Source organism: Pseudomonas palleroniana (assembly GCF_022836895.1).
GTDB lineage: Bacteria > Pseudomonadota > Gammaproteobacteria > Pseudomonadales > Pseudomonadaceae > Aquipseudomonas > Aquipseudomonas palleroniana.
In genome coordinates this window covers 1,638,232-1,659,007 of sequence record NZ_CP092411.1, presented here as the reverse complement: position 1 = coordinate 1,659,007, position 20,776 = coordinate 1,638,232, and the positions used below count along the sequence as shown (strand labels likewise).

The 20,776-nt window shown below is 59.9% G+C and carries 22 protein-coding genes; 1 reads left to right on the top strand and 21 read right to left on the bottom strand.

The window, feature by feature from the left end; genetic code table 11:
* Nucleotides 1–29: 29 nt before the first annotated feature.
* The gene (gene leuA, locus MJP36_RS07525; protein WP_244385132.1) at nt 30–1,709 is read left to right on the top strand and encodes a 2-isopropylmalate synthase; all 1,680 of its coding nucleotides are present in this window, start codon (nt 30–32) and stop codon (nt 1,707–1,709) included.
* 180 nt (nt 1,710–1,889) lie between these two features.
* Here leuA and MJP36_RS07520 read toward each other — a convergent pair whose 3' ends face one another.
* The 21 genes from MJP36_RS07520 to trmJ form a co-directional block, all read right to left on the bottom strand.
* Nucleotides 1,890–2,681, bottom strand: coding sequence for an amidohydrolase (locus tag MJP36_RS07520; protein WP_060754309.1), 792 nt, complete (start codon nt 2,679–2,681; stop codon nt 1,890–1,892).
* Nucleotides 2,669–3,817: a pyridoxal phosphate-dependent aminotransferase gene (locus tag MJP36_RS07515; RefSeq protein ID WP_244385131.1), complete on the bottom strand. Its 1,149-nt coding sequence runs from the start codon at nt 3,815–3,817 to the stop codon at nt 2,669–2,671. The genes MJP36_RS07520 and MJP36_RS07515 overlap by 13 nt, the downstream gene beginning before the upstream one ends.
* A gap of 115 nt (nt 3,818–3,932) precedes the next feature.
* Complete coding sequence (gene der, locus MJP36_RS07510) at nt 3,933–5,402, bottom strand: ribosome biogenesis GTPase Der (protein WP_090368723.1); 1,470 nt, start codon at nt 5,400–5,402, stop codon at nt 3,933–3,935.
* A 132-nt stretch (nt 5,403–5,534) separates the two neighbouring features.
* Nucleotides 5,535–6,686: an outer membrane protein assembly factor BamB gene (gene bamB, locus MJP36_RS07505; RefSeq protein ID WP_060754312.1), complete on the bottom strand. Its 1,152-nt coding sequence runs from the start codon at nt 6,684–6,686 to the stop codon at nt 5,535–5,537.
* Nucleotides 6,679–7,320: a YfgM family protein gene (locus tag MJP36_RS07500; RefSeq protein ID WP_060754313.1), complete on the bottom strand. Its 642-nt coding sequence runs from the start codon at nt 7,318–7,320 to the stop codon at nt 6,679–6,681. The genes bamB and MJP36_RS07500 overlap by 8 nt, the downstream gene beginning before the upstream one ends.
* A 40-nt stretch (nt 7,321–7,360) precedes the next feature.
* Entirely contained in the window at nt 7,361–8,650 is a 1,290-nt protein-coding gene (gene hisS, locus MJP36_RS07495; protein ID WP_090368718.1) for a histidine--tRNA ligase, read from the bottom strand.
* A gap of 21 nt (nt 8,651–8,671) precedes the next feature.
* The gene (ispG, locus tag MJP36_RS07490; RefSeq protein ID WP_060754315.1) at nt 8,672–9,781 is read right to left on the bottom strand and encodes a flavodoxin-dependent (E)-4-hydroxy-3-methylbut-2-enyl-diphosphate synthase; all 1,110 of its coding nucleotides are present in this window, start codon (nt 9,779–9,781) and stop codon (nt 8,672–8,674) included.
* A gap of 2 nt (nt 9,782–9,783) precedes the next feature.
* Nucleotides 9,784–10,785 carry a RodZ domain-containing protein gene (locus tag MJP36_RS07485; RefSeq protein ID WP_060754316.1) on the bottom strand — a complete coding sequence of 334 codons (1,002 nt, stop codon included), beginning with the start codon at nt 10,783–10,785 and terminating at the stop codon, nt 9,784–9,786.
* A 2-nt stretch (nt 10,786–10,787) separates the two neighbouring features.
* Nucleotides 10,788–11,543 carry a type IV pilus biogenesis/stability protein PilW gene (gene pilW / locus MJP36_RS07480; protein WP_244385130.1) on the bottom strand — a complete coding sequence of 252 codons (756 nt, stop codon included), beginning with the start codon at nt 11,541–11,543 and terminating at the stop codon, nt 10,788–10,790.
* A gap of 12 nt (nt 11,544–11,555) precedes the next feature.
* On the bottom strand, nt 11,556–12,704 hold the full coding sequence (gene rlmN, locus MJP36_RS07475; protein ID WP_060754318.1) for a dual-specificity RNA methyltransferase RlmN: 1,149 nt from the start codon (nt 12,702–12,704) through the stop codon (nt 11,556–11,558).
* Nucleotides 12,705–12,733: 29 nt separating this feature from the next.
* Nucleotides 12,734–13,159: a nucleoside-diphosphate kinase gene (gene ndk, locus MJP36_RS07470; RefSeq protein WP_060754319.1), complete on the bottom strand. Its 426-nt coding sequence runs from the start codon at nt 13,157–13,159 to the stop codon at nt 12,734–12,736.
* A 91-nt stretch (nt 13,160–13,250) separates the two neighbouring features.
* Nucleotides 13,251–13,451: a Fe-S cluster assembly protein IscX gene (gene iscX, locus MJP36_RS07465; RefSeq protein ID WP_060754320.1), complete on the bottom strand. Its 201-nt coding sequence runs from the start codon at nt 13,449–13,451 to the stop codon at nt 13,251–13,253.
* Between the two features lie 14 nt (nt 13,452–13,465).
* Nucleotides 13,466–13,807, bottom strand: a complete 342-nt coding sequence (fdx, locus tag MJP36_RS07460) for an ISC system 2Fe-2S type ferredoxin (protein WP_032890689.1) — start codon at nt 13,805–13,807, stop codon at nt 13,466–13,468.
* Nucleotides 13,808–13,810: 3 nt separating this feature from the next.
* Nucleotides 13,811–15,673 carry a Fe-S protein assembly chaperone HscA gene (gene hscA, locus MJP36_RS07455; protein ID WP_244385129.1) on the bottom strand — a complete coding sequence of 621 codons (1,863 nt, stop codon included), beginning with the start codon at nt 15,671–15,673 and terminating at the stop codon, nt 13,811–13,813.
* A gap of 51 nt (nt 15,674–15,724) precedes the next feature.
* Complete coding sequence (hscB, locus tag MJP36_RS07450) at nt 15,725–16,246, bottom strand: co-chaperone HscB (protein ID WP_244385128.1); 522 nt, start codon at nt 16,244–16,246, stop codon at nt 15,725–15,727.
* An 8-nt stretch (nt 16,247–16,254) separates the two neighbouring features.
* Nucleotides 16,255–16,578: an iron-sulfur cluster assembly protein IscA gene (gene iscA, locus MJP36_RS07445; RefSeq protein ID WP_010565230.1), complete on the bottom strand. Its 324-nt coding sequence runs from the start codon at nt 16,576–16,578 to the stop codon at nt 16,255–16,257.
* A gap of 28 nt (nt 16,579–16,606) precedes the next feature.
* On the bottom strand, nt 16,607–16,993 hold the full coding sequence (gene iscU / locus MJP36_RS07440; RefSeq protein WP_007929523.1) for a Fe-S cluster assembly scaffold IscU: 387 nt from the start codon (nt 16,991–16,993) through the stop codon (nt 16,607–16,609).
* Nucleotides 16,994–17,092: 99 nt separating this feature from the next.
* Nucleotides 17,093–18,307, bottom strand: coding sequence for an IscS subfamily cysteine desulfurase (locus MJP36_RS07435; RefSeq protein ID WP_078738990.1), 1,215 nt, complete (start codon nt 18,305–18,307; stop codon nt 17,093–17,095).
* Between the two features lie 50 nt (nt 18,308–18,357).
* Nucleotides 18,358–18,849, bottom strand: coding sequence for a Fe-S cluster assembly transcriptional regulator IscR (gene iscR / locus MJP36_RS07430; RefSeq protein ID WP_003194020.1), 492 nt, complete (start codon nt 18,847–18,849; stop codon nt 18,358–18,360).
* A 302-nt stretch (nt 18,850–19,151) separates the two neighbouring features.
* Nucleotides 19,152–19,934 (bottom strand): serine O-acetyltransferase, encoded by a 783-nt coding sequence (cysE, locus tag MJP36_RS07425; RefSeq protein WP_060754324.1) that lies wholly within the window; start codon nt 19,932–19,934, stop codon nt 19,152–19,154.
* 2 nt (nt 19,935–19,936) lie between these two features.
* Entirely contained in the window at nt 19,937–20,707 is a 771-nt protein-coding gene (gene trmJ / locus MJP36_RS07420; protein WP_244385127.1) for a tRNA (cytosine(32)/uridine(32)-2'-O)-methyltransferase TrmJ, read from the bottom strand.
* Nucleotides 20,708–20,776: the final 69 nt, after the last annotated feature.

Here is a 20,776-nt window from a genome sequence, read left to right as displayed (position 1 = left end):
TTCTCGGCCCTACAACAAGGATTTTTCTGATGAGCATGCTCAAAGACCCGTCTTCCAAGTACCGTGCGTTCCCGACCATCGATATCCCGGACCGCACCTGGCCTTCGAAAACCATCACCAGCGCGCCGATCTGGTGCAGTTCCGACCTGCGTGATGGCAACCAGTCGCTGATCGAGCCAATGGACGCGGTTAAAAAGCTGCGTTTCTGGAAGACCCTGGTGGCGGTCGGCGTGAAGGAAATCGAGGCTTCGTTCCCGGCGGCCTCGCAAACCGACTTCGACTTTGTACGCACCCTGATCGAAGACAACCACATCCCTGAGGACACCACCATCCAGGTGCTGACCCAGGGTCGTGAAGACCTGATTGCGCGGACCTTCGAATCCCTGCGCGGTGCCAAGAAGGCCATCGTGCACCTGTATAACGCCACGTCGCCGTCGTTCCGTCGCATCGTGTTCAACCAGGATAAGGAAGGCATCAAGGCCATCGCGGTCAACGCCGCCAAGCTGTTCGTCAAATACGCCGCCCAGCAGCCTGAAACCCATTGGACCTTCGAATACTCGCCGGAGACCTTCAGCGCCACCGAGCTGGAGTTCGCCAAGGAAGTGTGTGATGCAGTGATCGAGGTGTGGAACCCGACACCTGAGCACAAGATGATCCTCAACCTGCCGGCCACCGTTGAATGCGCGACGCCGAACATCTATGCCGACCAGATCGAGTGGTTCGGTCGCCATATCAACCGTCGTGACAGCGTGATCATCAGCCTGCACACCCACAACGACCGTGGCACGGGCGTTGCCGCCACCGAGCTGGGCCTGATGGCTGGTGCCGACCGTGTCGAAGGCTGCCTGTTCGGCAACGGCGAGCGTACCGGTAACGTCGATCTGGTCACCGTGGCACTGAACATGTACACCCAGGGCCTCGACCCACAGCTGGACTTCTCCGACATCGACGGCGTGCGTAAAGTCGTCGAGGAGTGCAACCAGATCCAGGTGCACCCACGTCACCCCTACGTCGGCGACCTGGTGCACACCGCCTTCTCCGGCTCTCACCAGGACGCAATCCGCAAGGGTTTCGCCCAGCAGAAAGACGATGCGCTGTGGGAAGTGCCGTACTTGCCGATCGACCCGGCCGACATCGGCCGCAGCTACGAGGCCGTGATTCGGGTGAACAGCCAGTCGGGCAAAGGTGGTATCGCCTACCTGCTGGAGCAGGAATACGACATCAGCTTGCCGCGCCGCATGCAGATCGAATTCAGCCAGGTGGTGCAGGCCGAAACCGACCGCATCGGCCTGGAGATGACCGCACAGCAGATCTACGCGTTGCTGCAGCGCGAGTACCTGCAAGCCAACACCCCGTACGCGCTGGTCAGCCACCGCCTGCAGGAAGAGAACGGCAACAGTTCGGTAGAAGTCGAAGTCTCGGGCAAGGGCCAGGGTGAAACCAACCTGCGCTGGCACGGCAAGGGCTACGGTACCCTGGAAGCCCTGGTCGCTGCCCTGCCGATCACGGTGGAGATCATGGACTACAACGAACATGCCATCGGCGCAGGTACCAATGCCAAGGCGGCGGCCTACATTGAACTGCGTGTGAATGGCGAGCGCCCGGTGCACGGCGTGGGCATTGACGAAAACATCACTACGGCGAGCTTCAAGGCGGTGTTCAGTGCGCTGAACCGCTCGTTGAGCCAGCTGGAAGCGAAAGCGGCGTAAGCCCTACCGCTGAAATGCAAAAGGCCCCTGGGTGAGAATCCAGGGGCCTTTTTTGTTTGAGATATCAGGGCGTTCGGTCTGGCCTCATCGGGAGCAAGCCCCCTCCCACCCTTGGAATGCATTCCAAATGGTGGGAGGGGGCTTGCTCCCGATGGCGAAATGACAAACAGCGAGAACCGATCAGACAAACTGAAAACTATCGGCATCCAGGTTCGCTGGAAACCGGGTGCGATAATCCGCCAGCTCCGCCGCGACCAGGCACACCTGGAACACCCCATCCGCCTCGCCGGCACTCAGCAAGGTCTCGCCCTGGAAATCCAGCACCTGGCTGTCACCGGTATAGGCAAAGCCTTTGCCATCGGTGCCCACCCGGTTCACTGCAGCCACGTAACACAGGTTTTCGATGGCTCTAGCCGGCAGCAGGCGGTTCCAATGCAGGCGGCGGGCACCCGGCCAGTTGGCGGTGTACAGCAGCAGATCGGTGTCCTGGGCGTCGCGGCTCCACACCGGGAAGCGCAGGTCGTAGCAAATCAGCGGGCGAATACGCCAGCCTTTCAATTCAAACTGTACCTGGCGCTCGCCCGGCGTGTAGTGGTCATGCTCGCCCGCCATACGGAACAGGTGGCGTTTATCGTAATGCAGCACCTCGCCATCCGGGCGCGCCCACAGCAGGCGGTTGCGGTGGCTGCCGTCCGCCGCCTGGATGATGACGCTGCCGGTGATTACCGCGTTGTGCTTCGCTGCCTGGGCCTGGAGCCATTGATGGGTAGGCCCCTGTTCCGGCTCGGCGAGCGTGGCCGACTCCATCGAAAAACCGGTGGTGAACATTTCCGGCAACACGATCAGATCAGCCCCTGTCGCCTGCTCCAGCAACAGCTCGAAGTGTTCAAGGTTGGCCTGGCGGTCATGCCAGGCCAAGTGGGTCTGGACCAGGGCAATATTCAGATTCGGCAATGTACTCAGATCACGCATAGTTTTTCGGCCGCTTGTCGCAGCGTCTCCTCGCGTTTGGCAAAGCACAGGCGCACCAGGCGCTGGCCTTGGGGTGGGTGCTGATAGAACACCGAGACCGGGATGGTCGCCACACCGTGTTCACGGGTCATCCACAGAGACATGGCGACGTCATCCAGGTCCGGGCGAATCTGCGAATAATCCACCAGTTGAAAGTAAGTACCGCTCACCCGGGTAAAGCTAAAGCGCGACGGGGTCAGCAGGTCGCAGAACAGATCACGCTTGGCTTGATAGAACGCCGGCAGTTCGTCGACGTGCTCCGGATGTTCGGCCATGAAGTCGGCCAAAGCATACTGCAGCGGGGTCACTCCGCAGAAGTTGACATATTGATGCACCTTGCGCAGTTCGGCCGTCAGGGCCGGTGGCGCGACGACGTAGCCGGTTTTCCAGCCGGTGACGTGGTAGGTCTTGCCAAAAGAACTGACCACGAACGCACGCGAGTACAGCTCTGCATGGGCCAATACGCTGACGTGGGGCACGCCATCGAATACCAGGTGTTCGTAAACCTCATCACTGACCAGATAAATATCACGGTCGCGGATCAGTTCGGCCAACTGGTCCAGCTCGGCACGACTGATCAATGCGCCAGTAGGGTTGTGCGGGGTATTGAGGATAATCATGCGCGTGCGCGGCGAAAGTGCAGCCTTGATCTTTTCAAAATCCAGGGCAAAACCTTGCAGGCTCAACTGCACATGGATGCACCGACCGCCGGCGAGCTCGACGGAGGGCTCGTAGCTGTCGTAGCAAGGGTCGAACACGATGACTTCATCACCCTGGCGAATCACCGCCTGGATCGCGCAGAAAATCGCCTCAGTGGCGCCGGGTGTGATGGTCACCTCAGTGTCAGCATTGACCGTGGCGCCATAACTGCGGGCGATCTTGGCGGCCACCTGCTGACGCAGCACCGGCAGGCCGGTCATTGGCGCATATTGGTTGTGACCCAGGGCGATGTGCTTGCCCACCGCGTCGAGCAAACCCTGGGGGCCGTTGAAGTCCGGAAACCCTTGGGACAGGTTGAGCGCGCCGGTTTCGGCAGCGAGTTGCGACATGGTGGTGAAAATGGTCGTGCCGACATTCGGCAGCTTGCTGGTGATCATCGAAAGGCCCCTGCAGGTAAGCCTCAAGTTTTAAGCTGCTGGTTGCATCGGGTCAAGGCACAAACCACCGCGCACAAAAAAGGGCTCATCAAGAGCCCTTTCTGTGTGGTCGAAATCAGCGCTTATCGCGGCGCTTCTTGTCGGCCTTCTTATGGTGGCTCATCAAACGACGCTTCTTGTTCACCTGACGGTCAGTCAAGGTGTTCTTGTTGCCTTCGTATGGGTTCTCGCCACCTTTGAACTCGATACGGATCGGCGTACCGACCAGCTTCAAGACACGACGGTAGGTGTTTTCCAGGTAACGCACATAGGATTTCGGCACCTTCTCGATCTGGTTACCGTGGATCACGATAATCGGCGGGTTGGCACCGCCCAAGTGGGCGTAACGCAGTTTGATCCGGCGGTTGTTGACCATCGGCGGCGCGTGCTCGCCAACGGCGTCTTCCAGGATCTGGGTCAGGCGGCTTGTGGGCCAGCGGGTGACCGCAGACCTGAACGAGTTCTGTACGGACGCATAGAGGTTGCCCACGCCAGTGCCGTGCAGTGCCGAGATAAAGTGGATATCGGCGAACTCGACGAAGAACAGGCGACGCTGCAACTCGGTCTTGACGAAATCGCGCTCGCTCGGCGTCATGCCGTCCCACTTGTTGATCGCGATGACCAGTGCGCGACCGGCCTCCAGGGCAAAGCCCAGCAGGTTGAGGTCGTGGTCTACCACGCCTTCGCGGGCGTCCATCACAAAGATCACCACGTTGGCGTCCTTGATGGCCTGCAGGGTTTTCACCACGGAGAACTTTTCAACTTCCTCGTGGATCTTGCCGCGCTTGCGCACACCGGCGGTGTCGATCAGCGTGTACTTTTCCTCGTTACGTTCGAACGGGATGTAGATGCTGTCGCGGGTGGTGCCGGGTTGGTCGTACACGATAACCCGGTCTTCACCGAGCATGCGGTTGACCAGCGTCGACTTGCCGACGTTCGGGCGGCCGATGATGGCGATCTTGATACCGTCTTTCTCGCTCGGGCCTGGAATGCGCTTGGCTTCCTCACCTTCGGCGACGATCTCTTCCTCACCCTCTTCTTCCTCGACATCATCCTTGGGGAAACTGCTCAGGGCAATTTCCAGCATCTGGCTGATGCCGCGACCGTGGGCACCGGCGATCGGGATCGCATCACCCAGGCCCATCGGGCTGAATTCGGCGCGGGCCAACTCAGGATCGATGTTGTCGATCTTGTTGGCGACCACATAGGAACGCTTGTTGCGCTTGCGCAGGTGCTCGCCAATCATCTGGTCGGCAGCGGTATAGCCCGCACGGGCATCCACCAGGAACAACACGACATCGGCTTCTTCAATGGCCAGCAGCGACTGCTCGGCCATTTTTTCGTCCATGCCATGCTCGTCACCGGAAATACCACCGGTGTCGACAATAATGTAGGAGCGCCCTTGCCACTTTGCCTCACCGTATTGGCGATCACGGGTCAGACCGGACAAGTCGCCGACGATGGCGTCGCGAGTCCTGGTCAGGCGGTTGAACAAGGTGGACTTGCCGACGTTAGGTCGGCCCACCAGGGCGATTACGGGAACCATGCGGCTCTCCACTTCGTTATTTCAGAAAATACAAAAGCCGCTGCAAGGCAGCGGCTGGTGCTCGACTGTAGGGGCGAGCTTGCTAGCTCCTACAGGTGAAGCTGCTTGAGGGGCTAGCCCCAAGCATAGTTCTTACTTGATGGTCAGGGCTTCCAGCTTGCCGCTGTTGCCGAACACATAAAGCATGTTACCCACGACCAGCGGACGAACACGCAGGCCGTCGCTGTCGATACGCTCGCGACCGACAAAACGACCATCCACCTGGCTCAGCAGATGCAGGTAACCTTCGAAGTCACCTACCGCCACGTAGCTGGAGAACACTTCCGGCGCCGACAGTTGACGGCGAGCCAGCGAGTCATTGCTCCAAAGTGCAGTAGTGGAACGCTCGTCGACACTTTCAACGGTGCCGGACGCCAGGCTTACGTAGACGCTGCCAAAACCTTGGGCGACACCGGCGTAGCTGGAAGCATCACGCTGCCAGTTGATCCGGCCGCTTTGCAGGTCCAGCGCAGCAACGCGCCCCTGATAAGTGGCCACGTAGATCGTCTCGCCCGACAGCAGCAAGCCGCCGTCGATGTCGACCACGCGATCCAGCTCGGAGCGACCTTGCGGGATGGCAACACGGGTTTCCCAGGCCGGCACGCCGTTCTGGGTATCCAGGGCGACCACTTTACCGGTGGACAGCCCCGCAACGGCCAGGTTATTGGTCACAATCGGACCACTGGTACCGCGCAAGGTCAACACCGCCGGGGTGCTGTCATACAACCAGCGCTGGTTGCCGGTCGCGGCATCCAGGCCGATCAGACGGTCATCCTGGGTCTGCACCACGACGATATCGCCGTTGGTGGCAGGCGCGGCGAGGACTTCACTGGTCACGCGAGCGCGCCATTTCTCTTCACCGTTGCTCGAGTCCAAGGCGACCACTTCGCCTTTGAGCGTACCGATCAACACCATGCCGTAGCCGACGCCCACACCACCGGAAACCGGCATGTCGAGGTCTTTCTTCCATTTGACGTCGCCGTTCATGCGGTCCATGGACATAACGACGCCAGTGGAGTCAGTGGCCACAATGTTGTCGCCGTCGATTGCCGGCTGCAACAGGTTGTAGAGATCACCCTGGCCGTCACCGACGGAGCGGCTCCACTGCTTTTGCAGGACCACTTCTTCCTTGAAGCTGGTCAGCTCGGCCGGAGGCAGTTCTTTTTTGCTGTTGCTGCTGCAACCCGCGGCCAGAACGGCCAGAGCCAGCAATGCTGCATGTTTCCAACGGATCACGTCACGCATCCCCTTTGGCCAAGTCGTCCAGCTTGATTTGTAAGCCACCGACCGCCGCTTCATCAGACAGCGCCGCCTTGGCTTTTTGGTACGCAGCATGGGCTTCGTCGGTACGACCCAATTGGACCAACAGGTCGCCCTTGAGCTCTTCACGAGTGGCCACAAATGCCTTGTCAGCATCGCCGTCGAGCAGTTTGAGTGCTTCGTCAGCCTTGTTCTGTGCCGCCAATACCTGTGCCAGGCGCTGACGTGCGATCTCACCCAAGGTCGGGTTGGTCGGCTTGTCGGCGATGGCCTTCAGCTCAACGGCTGCATCATCCAGCTTGCCGGTGTCGACCGCGACTTTCGCGACGAACAGGCTACCGTACTGGGCGTAGGTGCTACCGCCAAATTCGCTTTTCAGCTTGCCGGCCAGGTCGGCAACCTGCGCCGGGTCAGGCTTGCCATTCGGGGTCAGCGTGGTTTCCAGCAATTGCTGATAGAGGATCGAGGCGCCTTGAGACTGGTTGGCCTGATACTTGTGCCAGGCTTGCCAGCCGAACACCACCACTAACGCCAGCAGACCGCCAGTAACCAGGGGCTTGCCGTTACGCTGCCACCAGTCCTTGAACTCGGCCAGTTGCTCATCATCAGTACTCGACACCCCAATACTCCTTAATCGCTAAATTCGGCTGTTCGACAGCTCAACCCTGCACGACGCAGGTGGCCAAGTGCGCGGCGAGCGCATCAAAGGCAATGTTTTGTTGTTCGCCCTGGCCACGCAGGGGTTTGAAACCTATCACTTGCTGGGCCAGCTCGTCATCGCCGAGGATCAGCGCATACAGTGCACCGCTCTTGTCAGCCTTCTTGAACTGGCTCTTGAAGCTGCCGGCACCGGCATTGATCTGCAGGCGCAGGTTCGGCAGTTGGTCGCGTACTTTTTCGCTCAAGGCCAGGGCCGCCAGTTCGGCGGCCTCGCCAAAGGCGCACAGGTACACGTCCACCTGACGGGAAATCTCTTCAGGGATCTGCTCCAGGGTTTCCAGCAGCAGGATCAGCCGCTCGATACCCATGGCGAAACCCACGCCGGTAGTCGGCTTGCCGCCCATCTGCTCAACCAGGCCGTCGTAGCGACCACCGGCACACACGGTACCTTGGGCGCCAAGCTTGTCGGTGACCCACTCGAACACGGTCTTGCTGTAGTAATCGAGGCCGCGAACCAGTTTCGGGTTGATCACGTAGGGAATACCGGCGGCATCCAGGCGAGCCTTGAGGCCCTCGAAGTGCGCACGGGACTCGTCGTCCAGGTAGTCGGCCATTTTCGGCGCGTCGACCAGTACGGCCTGGGTGTCGGCGTTCTTGGTATCCAGTACGCGCAACGGGTTGGTTTTCAGACGGCGCTGGCTGTCTTCATCCAACTTGTCCAGGTGGGCGGACAGGTACTCGACCAGGGCTTCGCGATAGCGGCCCCGGGATTCGCTGGTGCCCAGGCTGTTGAGTTCGAGCTTGACCGCATCGCGGATGCCCAACTGCCCCCACAGGCGCCAGGTCAGCACGATCAGCTCGGCGTCGATGTCCGGGCCGTCCAGGTTGAAGACTTCGCAACCGATCTGGTGGAACTGGCGATAACGCCCTTTCTGTGGACGCTCGTGGCGGAACATCGGGCCGATGTACCAGAGCTTCTGGGTCTGGCCACCACCGGTGATGCCATGTTCGAGCACGGCGCGCACGCACGCGGCGGTACCTTCCGGACGCAGGGTCAGGGAGTCCCCATTGCGGTCTTCAAAGGTGTACATCTCTTTTTCAACGATGTCGGTTACTTCACCGATGGAGCGCTTGAACAGCTCGGTGAACTCGACGATCGGCATGCGGATCTGCTTGTAACCGTAGTTATCCAACAGACGCGCGACCGTGCTCTCGAAGTAACGCCACAGTGGCGTCTGCTCCGGCAGGATGTCGTTCATGCCACGGATGGCTTGCAGAGACTTGCTCACATCTAATCCTTAAATTCGTTCTTAGCCGCGCGCGATCAGCGCTGCGTCAGCCGCGACCTTCTCGGCCGCTTTCTCGCGGATCAGCCTTTCAAGCTCATCCACCAGATTGTCATTCGTCAACTTCTGCGCCGGCTTGCCGTCGATGTAGATCAGGTTCGGTGTGCCACCGGTCAAACCGATGTGCGCCTCTTTGGCTTCACCGGGGCCGTTGACCACACAACCGATCACCGCAACATCCAGCGGCACCAGCAGGTCTTCGAGGCGTCCTTCAAGATCGTTCATGGTTTTCACCACGTCGAAGTTCTGCCGCGAGCAGCTCGGGCAGGCAATGAAGTTGATGCCACGGGAACGCAAATGCAGGGATTTGAGAATGTCGTAACCGACCTTCACTTCCTCTACCGGGTCTGCCGCCAGGGAGATGCGGATAGTATCGCCAATCCCTTCGGCGAGCAGCATACCGAGACCCACCGCAGATTTCACTGTGCCTGAACGCAAACCGCCCGCTTCAGTGATACCCAGGTGCAGCGGCTGCACGATTTCCTTGGCCAGCAAGCGGTAGGCTTCGACCGCCATGAACACGTCGGAGGCCTTTACGCTGACCTTGAAGTCCTGGAAATTCAGGCGCTCAAGGTGTTCAACGTGGCGCAACGCCGATTCAACCAGCGCCGCCGGGGTAGGCTCGCCGTATTTCTTTTGCAGGTCTTTTTCCAGCGAACCGGCGTTGACGCCGATACGGATCGGAATGCCACGGTCACGGGCCGCATCCACCACGGCACGCACCCGGTCTTCGCGACCGATGTTGCCCGGGTTGATGCGCAGGCAATCCACGCCCAGCTCGGCGACGCGCAATGCGATCCTGTAGTCAAAGTGAATGTCGGCGACCAAGGGCACCTTGACCAACTGCTTGATGCGACCGAACGCTTCGGCAGCGTCCATATCCGGCACGGAAACCCGCACGATGTCGACGCCGGCGGCTTCCAGACGGTTGATCTGGGCAACGGTGGCGGCCACATCATTGGTGTCGCTGTTGGTCATGCTTTGTACCGCGATGGGGGCATCACCACCCACCGGCACCGAGCCGACCCAGATCTTGCGCGATACGCGACGTTTGATTGGAGATTCGCCGTGCATGACTATTGTCCCAACTTGAGGCGAGCAGTCTCGCCACTGGTGAACGGCGCCACGTCCACAGGCTGGCCGTTGTAGGCCACTTGCGCGCCACGGGCATAGCCCAGACGCAGCGTCAAAGGAGGCTTGCCGCCTTGGTCGAGCGTATCTCCCTTACGCTTCAGACCGCTAAACAGCACTTTGCCATTGCCATCGGTGACTTGTGTCCAGCAGTCAGCGATGAACGTGATCTGAATGTGGCCATCACCGGCGATCAACGCAGGCGTGGTCGGCGCGGAAACCGCCGGAGCAGACGGGGTAGCCGGCACGGCCGCGGCTTGCGCCGGCACCGGTGCGACCGGCACATGAGCCTGGGCAGCTGGAGCGGCAGGCGCAGCAGGTACGGCTGGCGTCGGTACGGCCGCCGTCGCAGCAGGCGGGGTTTGCTCTTGCTGGGCCGGCTGATCGGCGACGGCCGGCGCTTGTGGCGCAGCCTGGGCTTCGGTAACGGCCTGGTCTTCCGGCTCATCCAACGGATGAATCTGGGTGGTGCCGTCGGCACTTTCGACTTCGACGTGCTCCAGGGCGTTACTGGTCAAATCCTTGTTGCGCTGGGAGGTCTGGTCCTGCCACCAGACGAAACCACCGCCGATCACGGCGACCAGCAGCAACAGGCTGACAATACGCAAAATGGTGTGGGATACACGCACGGGCTCTTCGATACGCCCCAGGCCATGGACATTGCTGCCCTGGGAGTCGGTACCGGTGAACTGGTCGAATTCCTGGACCAGCACGGCCTGGTCGATGCCCAGCAACTTGGCGTAGGCACGGATATAGCCGCGGGCGAAGGTATGCCCCGGCAACTTGTCGAACGCGCCGGCCTCCAGGTTGGCCAGGGACGTGCTGGTCAAATTGAGCTTGAGGGCCACTTCTGCCAGCGACCAGCCATTGCTTTCGCGGGCCTGACGCAAGGTCTCGCCTGGGTTTACGCGATTAGCTGCTACAACTTCCGGGGGCGCCGCTTTCATCATTACTCCGACAGGTATTGCTGATATTCCGGCGTACCGGGATAGAGTCGTTCGAGTTGCTGGCCAAAACGTGCGGCGGTATCAGGTTCGTCATGAACCGTCGCCAAGCGCACACCGAGCAATAGACTACGTGCATTTTGCCCGCTGAGCAGGCTAAAGCGCTCGTAATAGTCACGTGCCGGCACATAATGCCTGTCTTCGTAAGACAACTCAGCCATTTCGAGCAAGGCCCGTGGCTGGCGACTATTCAAATGCAGGGCTTTTTCCAGTTGCTGGCGGGCATTGTCGCGCTGACCGAGACGCACCGAAGTGACGCCCAGGTTCTCGAATACCCGCGACCGCTCCGGGTAAAGAGTATCGGCGGATGCCTGCTGGAAATAACTTGCGGCCTGGTCATAGCGTTTCTGCTCGAACAGGAAGCTGCCGTAATTGTTCAGCAACCGTGGGTCAGCAGGTCGGGAGGCCAGGGCCTTGAGAAAATACTGCTCGGCCAATTCAGGCTCGGCCTGGGCCTGGAACACCAAGGCGAGGGCGGCATTCGCGTCGGCATCGCCACCGTCCAGTTCAAGGGCCTTTTTCAAGGGCATCTTGGCCTGCTCGCTCATGCCTTGGCGCAGGTAACCCAAGCCCAGTTGCACATAGGCAACACGCGCCTCATCACGGCCTTTACCGGTCTGCAACGGGCGCTCATGGCCCGATGAAACACAACCGGCCGCAAGGCCGGCAACAAGCAAGAGCAGCGCAAGGCGCAAGGGCATAGAGATCCTCTCTCAGATTCGATTCACAGCAATTTGCGGCAAATCGTCGGCGGCGTTCAATTCACGCACCGCGATGTAGCGCTCGCTGCGGCGGGTGCGGTCCATCACCTGCCCTACCAATTGGCCACAGGCGGCGTCGATGTCTTCGCCACGCGTGGTGCGTACGGTGACGTTGTAACCGGCCTGGTGCAGTTGATCCTGGAAACGACGGATGGCGTTGTTGCTCGGCCGTTCGTAGCCAGAATGAGGAAACGGGTTAAACGGAATCAGGTTGATCTTGCACGGGATGTTCTTGAGCAACTCGATCATCTCGACCGCGTGTTCGACCTTGTCATTGATGTCTTTGAGCAAGGTGTACTCGATGGTCAGCACGCGCTTTTCGCCCAGGGACGACATGTAGCGCTGGCAAGATTCGAGCAGCATCTTAAGCGGATACTTCTTGTTGATCGGCACCAATTGGTTACGCAATGCGTCATTGGGTGCGTGCAGCGACAACGCCAGGGAGACGTCGATGTGCTTGGACAGCTCATCGATCATCGGTACCACGCCGGAGGTCGACAGGGTCACACGGCGCTTGGAGATACCGTAGCCCAGGTCGTCCATCATCAGGTGCATGGCCGAAACAACGTTGTCGAAGTTCAGCAGCGGCTCACCCATGCCCATCATCACCACGTTGGTGATGGCACGGTCGACGGTCGCCGGGACGCTGCCAAAGGATTTGTTGGCAATCCACACCTGGCCGATGACTTCGGCGGCGGTGAGGTTGCTATTGAAGCCTTGCTTGCCGGTGGAGCAGAAACTGCAGTCCAGGGCACAGCCTGCCTGGGACGAAACGCACAAGGTGCCGCGCTTGCCCTGGGGAATGTATACGGTCTCGACGCAGCTGCCGGACGCCACGCGCACCACCCACTTACGGGTGCCGTCGCTGGAGATGTCCTCGCTGACCACTTCAGGACCACGGACTTCGGCAATGGCCTTGAGCTTGTCGCGCAGGGCCTTGCTGACGTTCGTCATGGCATCGAAATCGTCGACGCCAAAGTGGTGAATCCACTTCATTACCTGACCGGCACGGAAACGCTTCTCCCCGATTGAGTCGAAGAATTTTTCCATTTCCTGTTGAGTCAGCCCCAGCAGGTTGGTTTTAACAGTCGATGTAGTCATGGATTCACCCTCACTCTTTAAGCCGATGCTTAGCGAGCGGTTACTTCAGTAGCAGCGAAAAAGTAAGCGATTTCGCGAGCAGCAGCGGCTTCGGAGTCCGAACCGTGAACAGCGTTGGCGTCGATGGACTCGGCGAAGTCAGCACGGATGGTGCCGGCAGCGGCTTCTTTAGGGTTGGTAGCGCCCATCAGCTCACGGTTCAGAGCGATAGCGTTTTCACCTTCCAGAACCTGAACAACAACAGGACCGGAGATCATGAAGGCAACCAGGTCGCCGAAGAAACCACGAGCGCTGTGCTCAGCGTAGAAGCCTTCAGCTTCAGCCTTGGACAGTTGCTTGAGTTTCGAAGCTACAACCTTCAGGCCGGCTTTTTCGAAACGAGTGGTGATCTCGCCGATGACGTTTTTTGCAACAGCGTCAGGCTTGATGATGGAGAAAGTACGTTGAACAGCCATGGTGTAACTCCAGAAACGGTAATTTACGAAAAATTAAACCCGCGAATTATACGCGGGTTATTGGGTATTGCCTAACTGCGTGAGGAAGGCGTCAGTCCTGTTCTTCTTTCCAGGCGGTCTGGATAGCTTCCAGGACCTTTTCGCCGCCACGGTCCCGCTCATCCTCAAACCCCGGCAAAGCCATGACCATGTCACGCAAAGCGACAAAGTTCAGCGAATAAGGGTCCAGATCCGGATAACCATCAGCCAGCAGAATGGCGATTTCTTGTACATCAACCCATTTCAGGCTCATGACATTTCCTTGAATCAATGCGGCGCTTCGGCCGCATGGTTGAGCGAATACTTCGGAATTTCGACAGTGATGTCTTCAGTCCCGACCTTTGCCTGACAGCTTAGGCGCGATTGCGCCTCAAGGCCCCACGCACGATCAAGAAAGTCTTCTTCCAGCTCATCGGCTTCTTCAAGGGAGTTGAAACCCTCGCGGATGATGCAGTGGCAGGTGGTGCAGGCGCAGACACCGCCACAGGCACTCTCGATCTCGATGTGGTTGTCATGGGCAACTTCGAGGATGGACTTGCCGGTCTCAGCCTCCACGACCATACCGTCCGGGCAATGCTCGGCGTGTGGCAGAAAAATGACCTGCGGCATTAATTATTCCTCGATTTCATTCAGGTTGCGCCCGGCCAGCGCGGCTTTCACCGTCTGATCCATGCGGCGGGCGGCAAAAGCGTCGGTCACTTGCGACAGGCGCTTGGTCTGTTGCTCGATGGCGTACCCATCGGTGCCTTTCATCAGTTCGGCCAATTCCTGCATCTGCAGGTCGATGACCATGCGCTCTTCGGCATCCAGCAGGCGTTCGCCATCCGCATCGAGGGCGCCCAGCACCGCTTCGAGCAGACGTTGGGCATCCACCTGCTGCTCACGCAAGACACGGGCGACCTTGTCATCACCGGCATATTGGAACGAATCCTTGAGCATCTTGGCGATTTCGCCGTCAGTCAGGCCGTAGGACGGCTTGACCTGGATACTGGCTTCAACCCCCGACCCCAGCTCACGCGCAGCCACATTCAGCAAGCCGTCGGCGTCGACCTGGAAGGTCACGCGAATCTTCGCCGCACCCGCCACCATCGCCGGAATGCCGCGCAATTCAAAGCGCGCCAGGGAGCGGCAGTCGCTGATCAGCTCGCGCTCGCCTTGCAGCACATGAATCATCATGGCCGTCTGGCCATCTTTGTAAGTGGTGAAGTCTTGAGCGCGGGCGACCGGGATCGTGGTGTTGCGTGGAATCACCTTCTCCATCAGGCCACCCATGGTTTCCAGCCCCAGGGACAGCGGAATCACGTCAAGCAACAGCAGTTCGCCGCCGTCACGCTTGTTACCCGCCAACGTGTCGGCCTGGATCGCTGCGCCGATAGCGACGACCTGGTCCGGGTCGATTTCAGTCAACGGCTGACGACCAAAAGCTTCGGCCACCGCCTCGCGGACACGCGGCACGCGGGTAGAACCGCCGACCATCACCACCGCGCCGACGTCTTCCAGCTCGACACCGGAGTCACGCACCGCGCGACGGCAGGCTTTCAAGCTACGGGCCACCATCGGCTCGATCAACGCATCGAAGGCTTCGCGAGTCAGCTCGGCCGACCAGTCGCCGTAGGACACTTGCACAGAGGCCGCATCCGTCAGCGCTTCCTTGGCCGCGCAGGCAGCTTGCAGCAGGTTGCGCTGGGCGCCCGGGTCCAGATCGGCGGACAAACCGGCATTGGTGATGATCCAGCCAGCAATAGCGTGATCGAAGTCATCGCCGCCCAGGGCGCTGTCGCCACCGGTAGCCAGCACTTCGAAGACGCCGCCGGTCAGGCGCAGGATCGAGATATCAAAGGTGCCGCCGCCCAGGTCATAGATCGCAACCAGGCCCTCGGCGTGCTGGTCCAGGCCGTAGGCCACAGCCGCAGCGGTCGGTTCGTTGAGCAGGCGCAGCACGTTCAGGCCGGCGAGCTTGGCCGCATCCTTGGTGGCCTGGCGCTGGGCGTCATCGAAATAAGCAGGAACCGTGATCACCGCACCGACCAGTTCGCCGCCCAAGGTGTTTTCCGCACGCTGGCGCAGCACCTTGAGGATATCGGCCGACACTTCCACAGGACTTTTCGGGCCCTGCACGGTGTCGATGAACGGCATGTGCGACTCGCCGCCGACGAAGCGGTAAGGCAGCTGGTCGCCCAATTGCTTGACGTCGGACAGACCACGACCCATCAAGCGCTTGACCGACAGCACGGTATTCAAAGGATCGGTAGACGCTGCCAACTTGGCCGACTCACCGACTTCGGTGCGATCGGCGTGGTAGCGCACGGCGGACGGCAGGATAACCTGGCCGTCAGCGTCGGGCAGCGGCTCGGACAGGCCGCTGCGCAAGGCAGCAACCAGGGAATTGGTGGTGCCCAGGTCAATCCCGACCGCCAGGCGACGCTGGTGCGGTTGAGGGCTTTGGCCGGGTTCGGCGATCTGCAGTAGAGCCATGGTAATCAGGTCTTATCTGTCTATCAGGCGTGCGACACGGGCAGCACTGGGTTAATCGTCGAGGCGCTCTTCTAGCTGGCGCACTTCGTAGGTGAGCTTGTCGAGGAACTGCATGCGCCGCATCAGGCGTTCGGCCTGCTCACGTTGCGCTGCATCATCCCAACAGGCTGCGAAGCTTTCGTTGAGCTCATCCTGGGCCGCTTTCAGACGACGCTTGAAGACCGCAACACCGGCCAGATCGGCTTCGTTCTGCAAGTCTTCAAGCTCTTCGCGCCACTGCATCTGCTGCATCAGGAAGTCCGGATCGTGCACCGTCACTTCCAGCGGCAACTCGCCACCCTTCATCGCGAGCAGGTAACGCGCGCGCTTGGGCGGGCTCTTGAGCGTCTGATAGGCTTCATTGAGGCTGGCAGACTGCTCCAGCGCCAGGCGTTGCTCACGCTCGGAAGCGTCAGCGAAGCGGTCCGGATGTACGCCGCGCGCCAATTCTCGGTAGCGCGTGGCAAGCTGCTCAAGGTCCAGCCGAAAGCTCGGCTGCAGCTCGAATAAAGCGAAATGACAAGGAGTACCCACGAATAGCCTCAGATGTTGAAGCTTTCGCCGCAGCCACACTCACCGCGCACGTTGGGGTTGTTGAACTTGAAGCCTTCGTTCAACCCTTCCTTGACGAAGTCGAGTTCGGTGCCGTCCAGGTAGGTCAGGCTTTTAGGGTCGATGATCACTTTCTCGCCGTGACTTTCGAACACCTGGTCTTCCGCAACCACCTCGTCGACAAACTCCAGCACATAGGCAAGGCCGGAACAGCCCGTGGTGCGCACACCCAGACGAATCCCCTCACCTTTACCGCGCCCATCCAGGGAGCGTCGCACGTGCCGTGCAGCCGCTTCTGTCATGCTGATAGCCATCGTTGACTCCTTACTCGTCGCCAAATGCTTAGATCAAGCCTTTCTTCTGCTTGTAGTCGCGAACGGCCGCCTTGATGGCGTCTTCCGCGAGTACCGAGCAGTGGATTTTCACGGGCGGCAGGGCCAGTTCTTCGGCCAGCTGAGTGTTCTTGATGGTCTCTGCTTCATCCAGAGTCTTGCCTTTCATCCACTCGGTCGCCAGGGAGCTGGAAGCGATGGCCGAACCGCAGCCATAAGTCTTGAACTTGGCATCTTCGATGATGCCCTGCTCGTTGACCTTGATCTGCAGGCGCATCACGTCGCCGCACGCCGGAGCGCCGACCATGCCGGTGCCGACATCAGGGTCTTCCGCGTTCATCTTGCCGACGTTGCGCGGGTTTTCGTAGTGGTCGATGACCTTTTCGCTGTAAGCCATGGTACTGAATCCTCACTCATCAGGGCCGCTCTGGAACCCTGTAGAAACGCCTGCGTTTTCCGCCACGTTCCTACAGAGCTTGGGTGGCGGCTTCTATATTTAGTGTGCCGCCCACTCGATCTTGGAGATATCGACACCGTCCTTGAACATGTCCCACAGCGGCGACAGAACGCGCAGCTTGTTGACGGCTTCGCAGACTTTCTGCGCGGCGTAGTCGACTTGTTCTTCAGTGGTGAAGCGGCCGAAGGTAAAGCGGATCGAGCTATGTGCCAGTTCGTCGTTGCGGCCCAGGGCGCGCAGCACGTAGGACGGCTCAAGGGAGGCCGAGGTGCAGGCCGAACCGGACGAAACCGCCAGGTCCTTGAGCGCCATGATCAGCGACTCGCCTTCGACGTAGTTGAAGCTCAAATTCAGGTTGTGCGGTACACGAGCGGTCATGCTGCCGTTGATGTACAGCTCTTCAAGGTTTTCGACCTGCTTGTAGAAGCGATCGCTCAACGCCTTGATGCGCACGTTTTCGGCAGCCATGTCTTCCTTGGCCACACGGAACGCTTCGCCCATGCCGACGATCTGGTGGGTCGCCAGGGTACCGGAGCGCATGCCGCGCTCGTGACCGCCACCGTGCATGGTGGCTTCGATGCGCACGCGAGGCTTGCGGCTCACGTACAGCGCGCCGATGCCCTTAGGGCCGTAGGTCTTGTGGGCAGAGAACGACATCAGGTCGACTTTCAGCTTCGACAGGTCGATATCGACCTTGCCGGTGGACTGGGCAGCGTCGACGTGCAGCAGGATACCTTTGGAGCGGGTCAGCTCGCCGATGGCCGCGATGTCGTTGATGGTGCCGATTTCGTTGTTCACGTGGATCACGGAAACCAGGATGGTGTCTTCACGCAGCGCGGCTTCGATCATGGCCGGGGTGACGATACCGTCGGTGGTTGGCTCAAGGTAGGTGACCTCGAAACCTTCACGCTCCAGTTGGCGCATGGTGTCCAGGACAGCCTTGTGCTCGATCTTGGTGGTGATCAGGTGCTTGCCTTTGGTCGCGTAGAAATGCGCGGCGCCCTTGATTGCCAGGTTGTCGGACTCGGTAGCACCGGAAGTCCAGACGATTTCACGAGGGTCGGCGCCAACCAGGTCCGCGACCTGACGACGAGCGTTCTCGACCGCTTCCTCGGCTTTCCAACCGAAAACGTGGGAACGGGAGGCTGGGTTGCCGAAGTTTCCGTCAACCAGCAGGCATTCGCTCATCTTTTGCGCGACACGCGGATCAACCGGGGTGGTCGCTGAGTAATCAAGGTAAATCGGCAATTTCATGGACTTTCTCCTAAATCAGGCTGGCTGGCGCACCGTTAGCTCTTCGGCTGTCACTCGACGGCGGACGCTTCAATCTTGTCCAGACGCGGCGCCTTGGTGTTGCAACGGCGCTGGTCCTGACGCTGGGCTACTTCTTGCACCTCACGGCGAGTCACAAGATCAGCCAAGCTGATACCACTCAAAAACTCATGGATCTGCAGGCTCAAGTCGCACCACAGGTGGTGCGTCAGGCAGGTGTCGCCGGCATGGCAATCACCCAGGCCCTGGCATTTGGTTGCGTCGACGGATTCGTTGACCGCATCGATCACCTGGGCTACCTGGATGCCCTGCATATCGCGGGACAGTTGGTAGCCACCACCCGGCCCACGCACGCTGGAAACCAAGTTACTCCGACGCAATTTGGCGAACAGTTGCTCGAGGTAGGACAGGGAAATGCCTTGGCGCTCGGAGATATCGGCCAGGGACACCGGCCCAGTTTGCGCGTGCAAGGCCAAGTCGAGCATGGCGGTCACCGCGTATCGGCCTTTTGTAGTCAGTCTCATGGACAAGTACCAAGGTGTTTCAGAATGGGAGCAAGTATGCGATTCCCGAGTATTTAAGTCAACTATAAGACCTAGTACTTTAGTCAGGATTACCCGTAAAAAGGGCGCGCGAATCATAGCAGGATGGGCTGGGGACGAACAGCGCGAACAAGGCCGTGTAGAAACCCAGGGACCAATGGAGATCAAAATGTGGGAGGGGGCTTGCTCCCGATAGCGGTGCATCAGTCATAAATGTAGTGACTGACACTCCGCTATCGGGAGCAAGCCCCCTCCCACACTGGATTTTTGGGGCTCATAGAGCCTCAGCTGGCCTTGGTAGCGGCTTCGCTCTTGATCTCGGCGAAGTCTTCTTCGCGCAGCTCAGGAAGATCTTTCGCACAGTAGCTGCTACCCAGCTCCTTCAGCGCACCACACATGCCATCCAACTTGCCATCGACCGCCTGCAGGTGGTCGAGCAACTGACCAATGGCACGCGCCACCGGGTCAGGCATGTCTTCGCTGACGCCGTAGGCATCGAAGCCGATCTTCTCGGCCATGGCCTTGCGCTTGGCTTCCTGCTCGTCGTCAGCCTGCGGCTTGACGATAATTCGGCCCGGAATGCCGACAACGGTAGCCCCCGGTGGGACAGCCTTGGTCACCACCGCGTTGGAGCCGACCTTGGCACCGGCACCGACGGTAAACGGCCCGAGCACCTTGGCCCCAGCCCCGACCACCACGCCATCACCCAGCGTCGGGTGGCGCTTGCCTTTATTCCAACTGGTACCGCCGAGCGTCACGCCCTGATAGAGAGTGACGTCATCACCAATCTCGGCCGTCTCGCCAATCACGATGCCCATGCCATGGTCGATGAAGAAGCGGCGCCCCACCTTGGCCCCCGGGTGAATCTCGATACCGGTCAACCAGCGCCCGAAGTTCGAGACCAGTCGCGCCAGCCACTTCCAGCCCGCGCCCCACAAGGCGCCGGACAGGCGGTGAAGCCAGATCGCGTGCATGCCCGGATAGCAGGTCAGCACTTCAAAGGCGTTGCGCGCCGCCGGGTCACGGTGGAAAACACTCTGGATATCTTCTCGCAAACGCTCGAACATTTTTAATCCTTCCGCTCAAGAAGCTCACCACGGGCCGCTTTCTGGGTTTCCGTGAGGATGCCACGCAATATATTCATTTCTGCCCGGCTCACCGAGCTACGCCCGTACAAGCGGCGTAGGCGCGCCATCAAGTGCCGTGGTTTTTCAGGATCGAGGAACTCGATGGCTACCAGGGTTTGCTCCAGGTGCTCATAGAATCGTTCCAGCTCGTCCATGGTGGCCAGTTCGCCACTTTTGGTCGAGGCAACCTCTTCCTTTTCCACTTTGCTCGGCTGGCCGGCAGCCGCCAGCCAGGCCATGCGCACTTCATAGGTCAACACCTGCACGGCCGCCCCAAGGTTCAGCGAACTGAACCCGGGGTCTGATGGAATGTGCACGTGGTAATGACATCGCTGCAGCTCTTCATTGGTCAGGCCGGAGTCTTCACGGCCGAACACCAAGGCGATTTCAGCGCCACCAGCCGCCTCCTCCACCACTTTGGTACCGCATTCACGCGGGTCCAGCAGTGGCCATGGGATACGACGGTCACGCGCACTGGTGCCGAGCACCAGGTTGCAGCCGACCAAGGCGTCTTCCAAGGTGGCAACCACCTGGGCCTTCTCAAGAATGTCATTGGCGCCCGAAGCGCGAGCATCGGCCTCGTGGTGCGGGAACACACGCGGTTCGACCAGCACCAGGCGCGTCAGCCCCATGTTTTTCATGGCTCGCGCCACCCCGCCGATGTTGCCGGGATGACTGGTATTGACCAAGACGACACGAATGTTTTGCAGCAAGGGAGGCGCTCTCGGACACGGGAAAGGGGAGCAAATCTTACAGAACAGCCTAAGGTTATGCCACGAAAG

Bases quoted from the DNA above. Each gene is read 5' to 3' on its own strand.
- leuA (WP_244385132.1), top strand. From the start codon at position 30: ATGAGCATGCTCAAAGACCCGTCTTCCAAGTACCGTGCGTTCCCGACC.
- MJP36_RS07520 (WP_060754309.1), bottom strand. From the start codon at position 2,681: ATGCGTGATCTGAGTACATTGCCGAATCTGAATATTGCCCTGGTCCAG.
- MJP36_RS07515 (WP_244385131.1), bottom strand. From the start codon at position 3,817: ATGATCACCAGCAAGCTGCCGAATGTCGGCACGACCATTTTCACCACC.
- der (WP_090368723.1), bottom strand. From the start codon at position 5,402: ATGGTTCCCGTAATCGCCCTGGTGGGCCGACCTAACGTCGGCAAGTCC.
- bamB (WP_060754312.1), bottom strand. From the start codon at position 6,686: ATGCGTGACGTGATCCGTTGGAAACATGCAGCATTGCTGGCTCTGGCC.
- ispG (WP_060754315.1), bottom strand. From the start codon at position 9,781: ATGCACGGCGAATCTCCAATCAAACGTCGCGTATCGCGCAAGATCTGG.
- MJP36_RS07485 (WP_060754316.1), bottom strand. From the start codon at position 10,785: ATGAAAGCGGCGCCCCCGGAAGTTGTAGCAGCTAATCGCGTAAACCCA.
- pilW (WP_244385130.1), bottom strand. From the start codon at position 11,543: ATGCCCTTGCGCCTTGCGCTGCTCTTGCTTGTTGCCGGCCTTGCGGCC.
- rlmN (WP_060754318.1), bottom strand. From the start codon at position 12,704: ATGACTACATCGACTGTTAAAACCAACCTGCTGGGGCTGACTCAACAG.
- ndk (WP_060754319.1), bottom strand. From the start codon at position 13,159: ATGGCTGTTCAACGTACTTTCTCCATCATCAAGCCTGACGCTGTTGCA.
- iscX (WP_060754320.1), bottom strand. From the start codon at position 13,451: ATGAGCCTGAAATGGGTTGATGTACAAGAAATCGCCATTCTGCTGGCT.
- fdx (WP_032890689.1), bottom strand. From the start codon at position 13,807: ATGCCGCAGGTCATTTTTCTGCCACACGCCGAGCATTGCCCGGACGGT.
- hscA (WP_244385129.1), bottom strand. From the start codon at position 15,673: ATGGCTCTACTGCAGATCGCCGAACCCGGCCAAAGCCCTCAACCGCAC.
- iscA (WP_010565230.1), bottom strand. From the start codon at position 16,578: ATGGCTATCAGCATGACAGAAGCGGCTGCACGGCACGTGCGACGCTCC.
- iscU (WP_007929523.1), bottom strand. From the start codon at position 16,993: ATGGCTTACAGCGAAAAGGTCATCGACCACTACGAAAACCCGCGCAAC.
- MJP36_RS07435 (WP_078738990.1), bottom strand. From the start codon at position 18,307: ATGAAATTGCCGATTTACCTTGATTACTCAGCGACCACCCCGGTTGAT.
- iscR (WP_003194020.1), bottom strand. From the start codon at position 18,849: ATGAGACTGACTACAAAAGGCCGATACGCGGTGACCGCCATGCTCGAC.
- cysE (WP_060754324.1), bottom strand. From the start codon at position 19,934: ATGTTCGAGCGTTTGCGAGAAGATATCCAGAGTGTTTTCCACCGTGAC.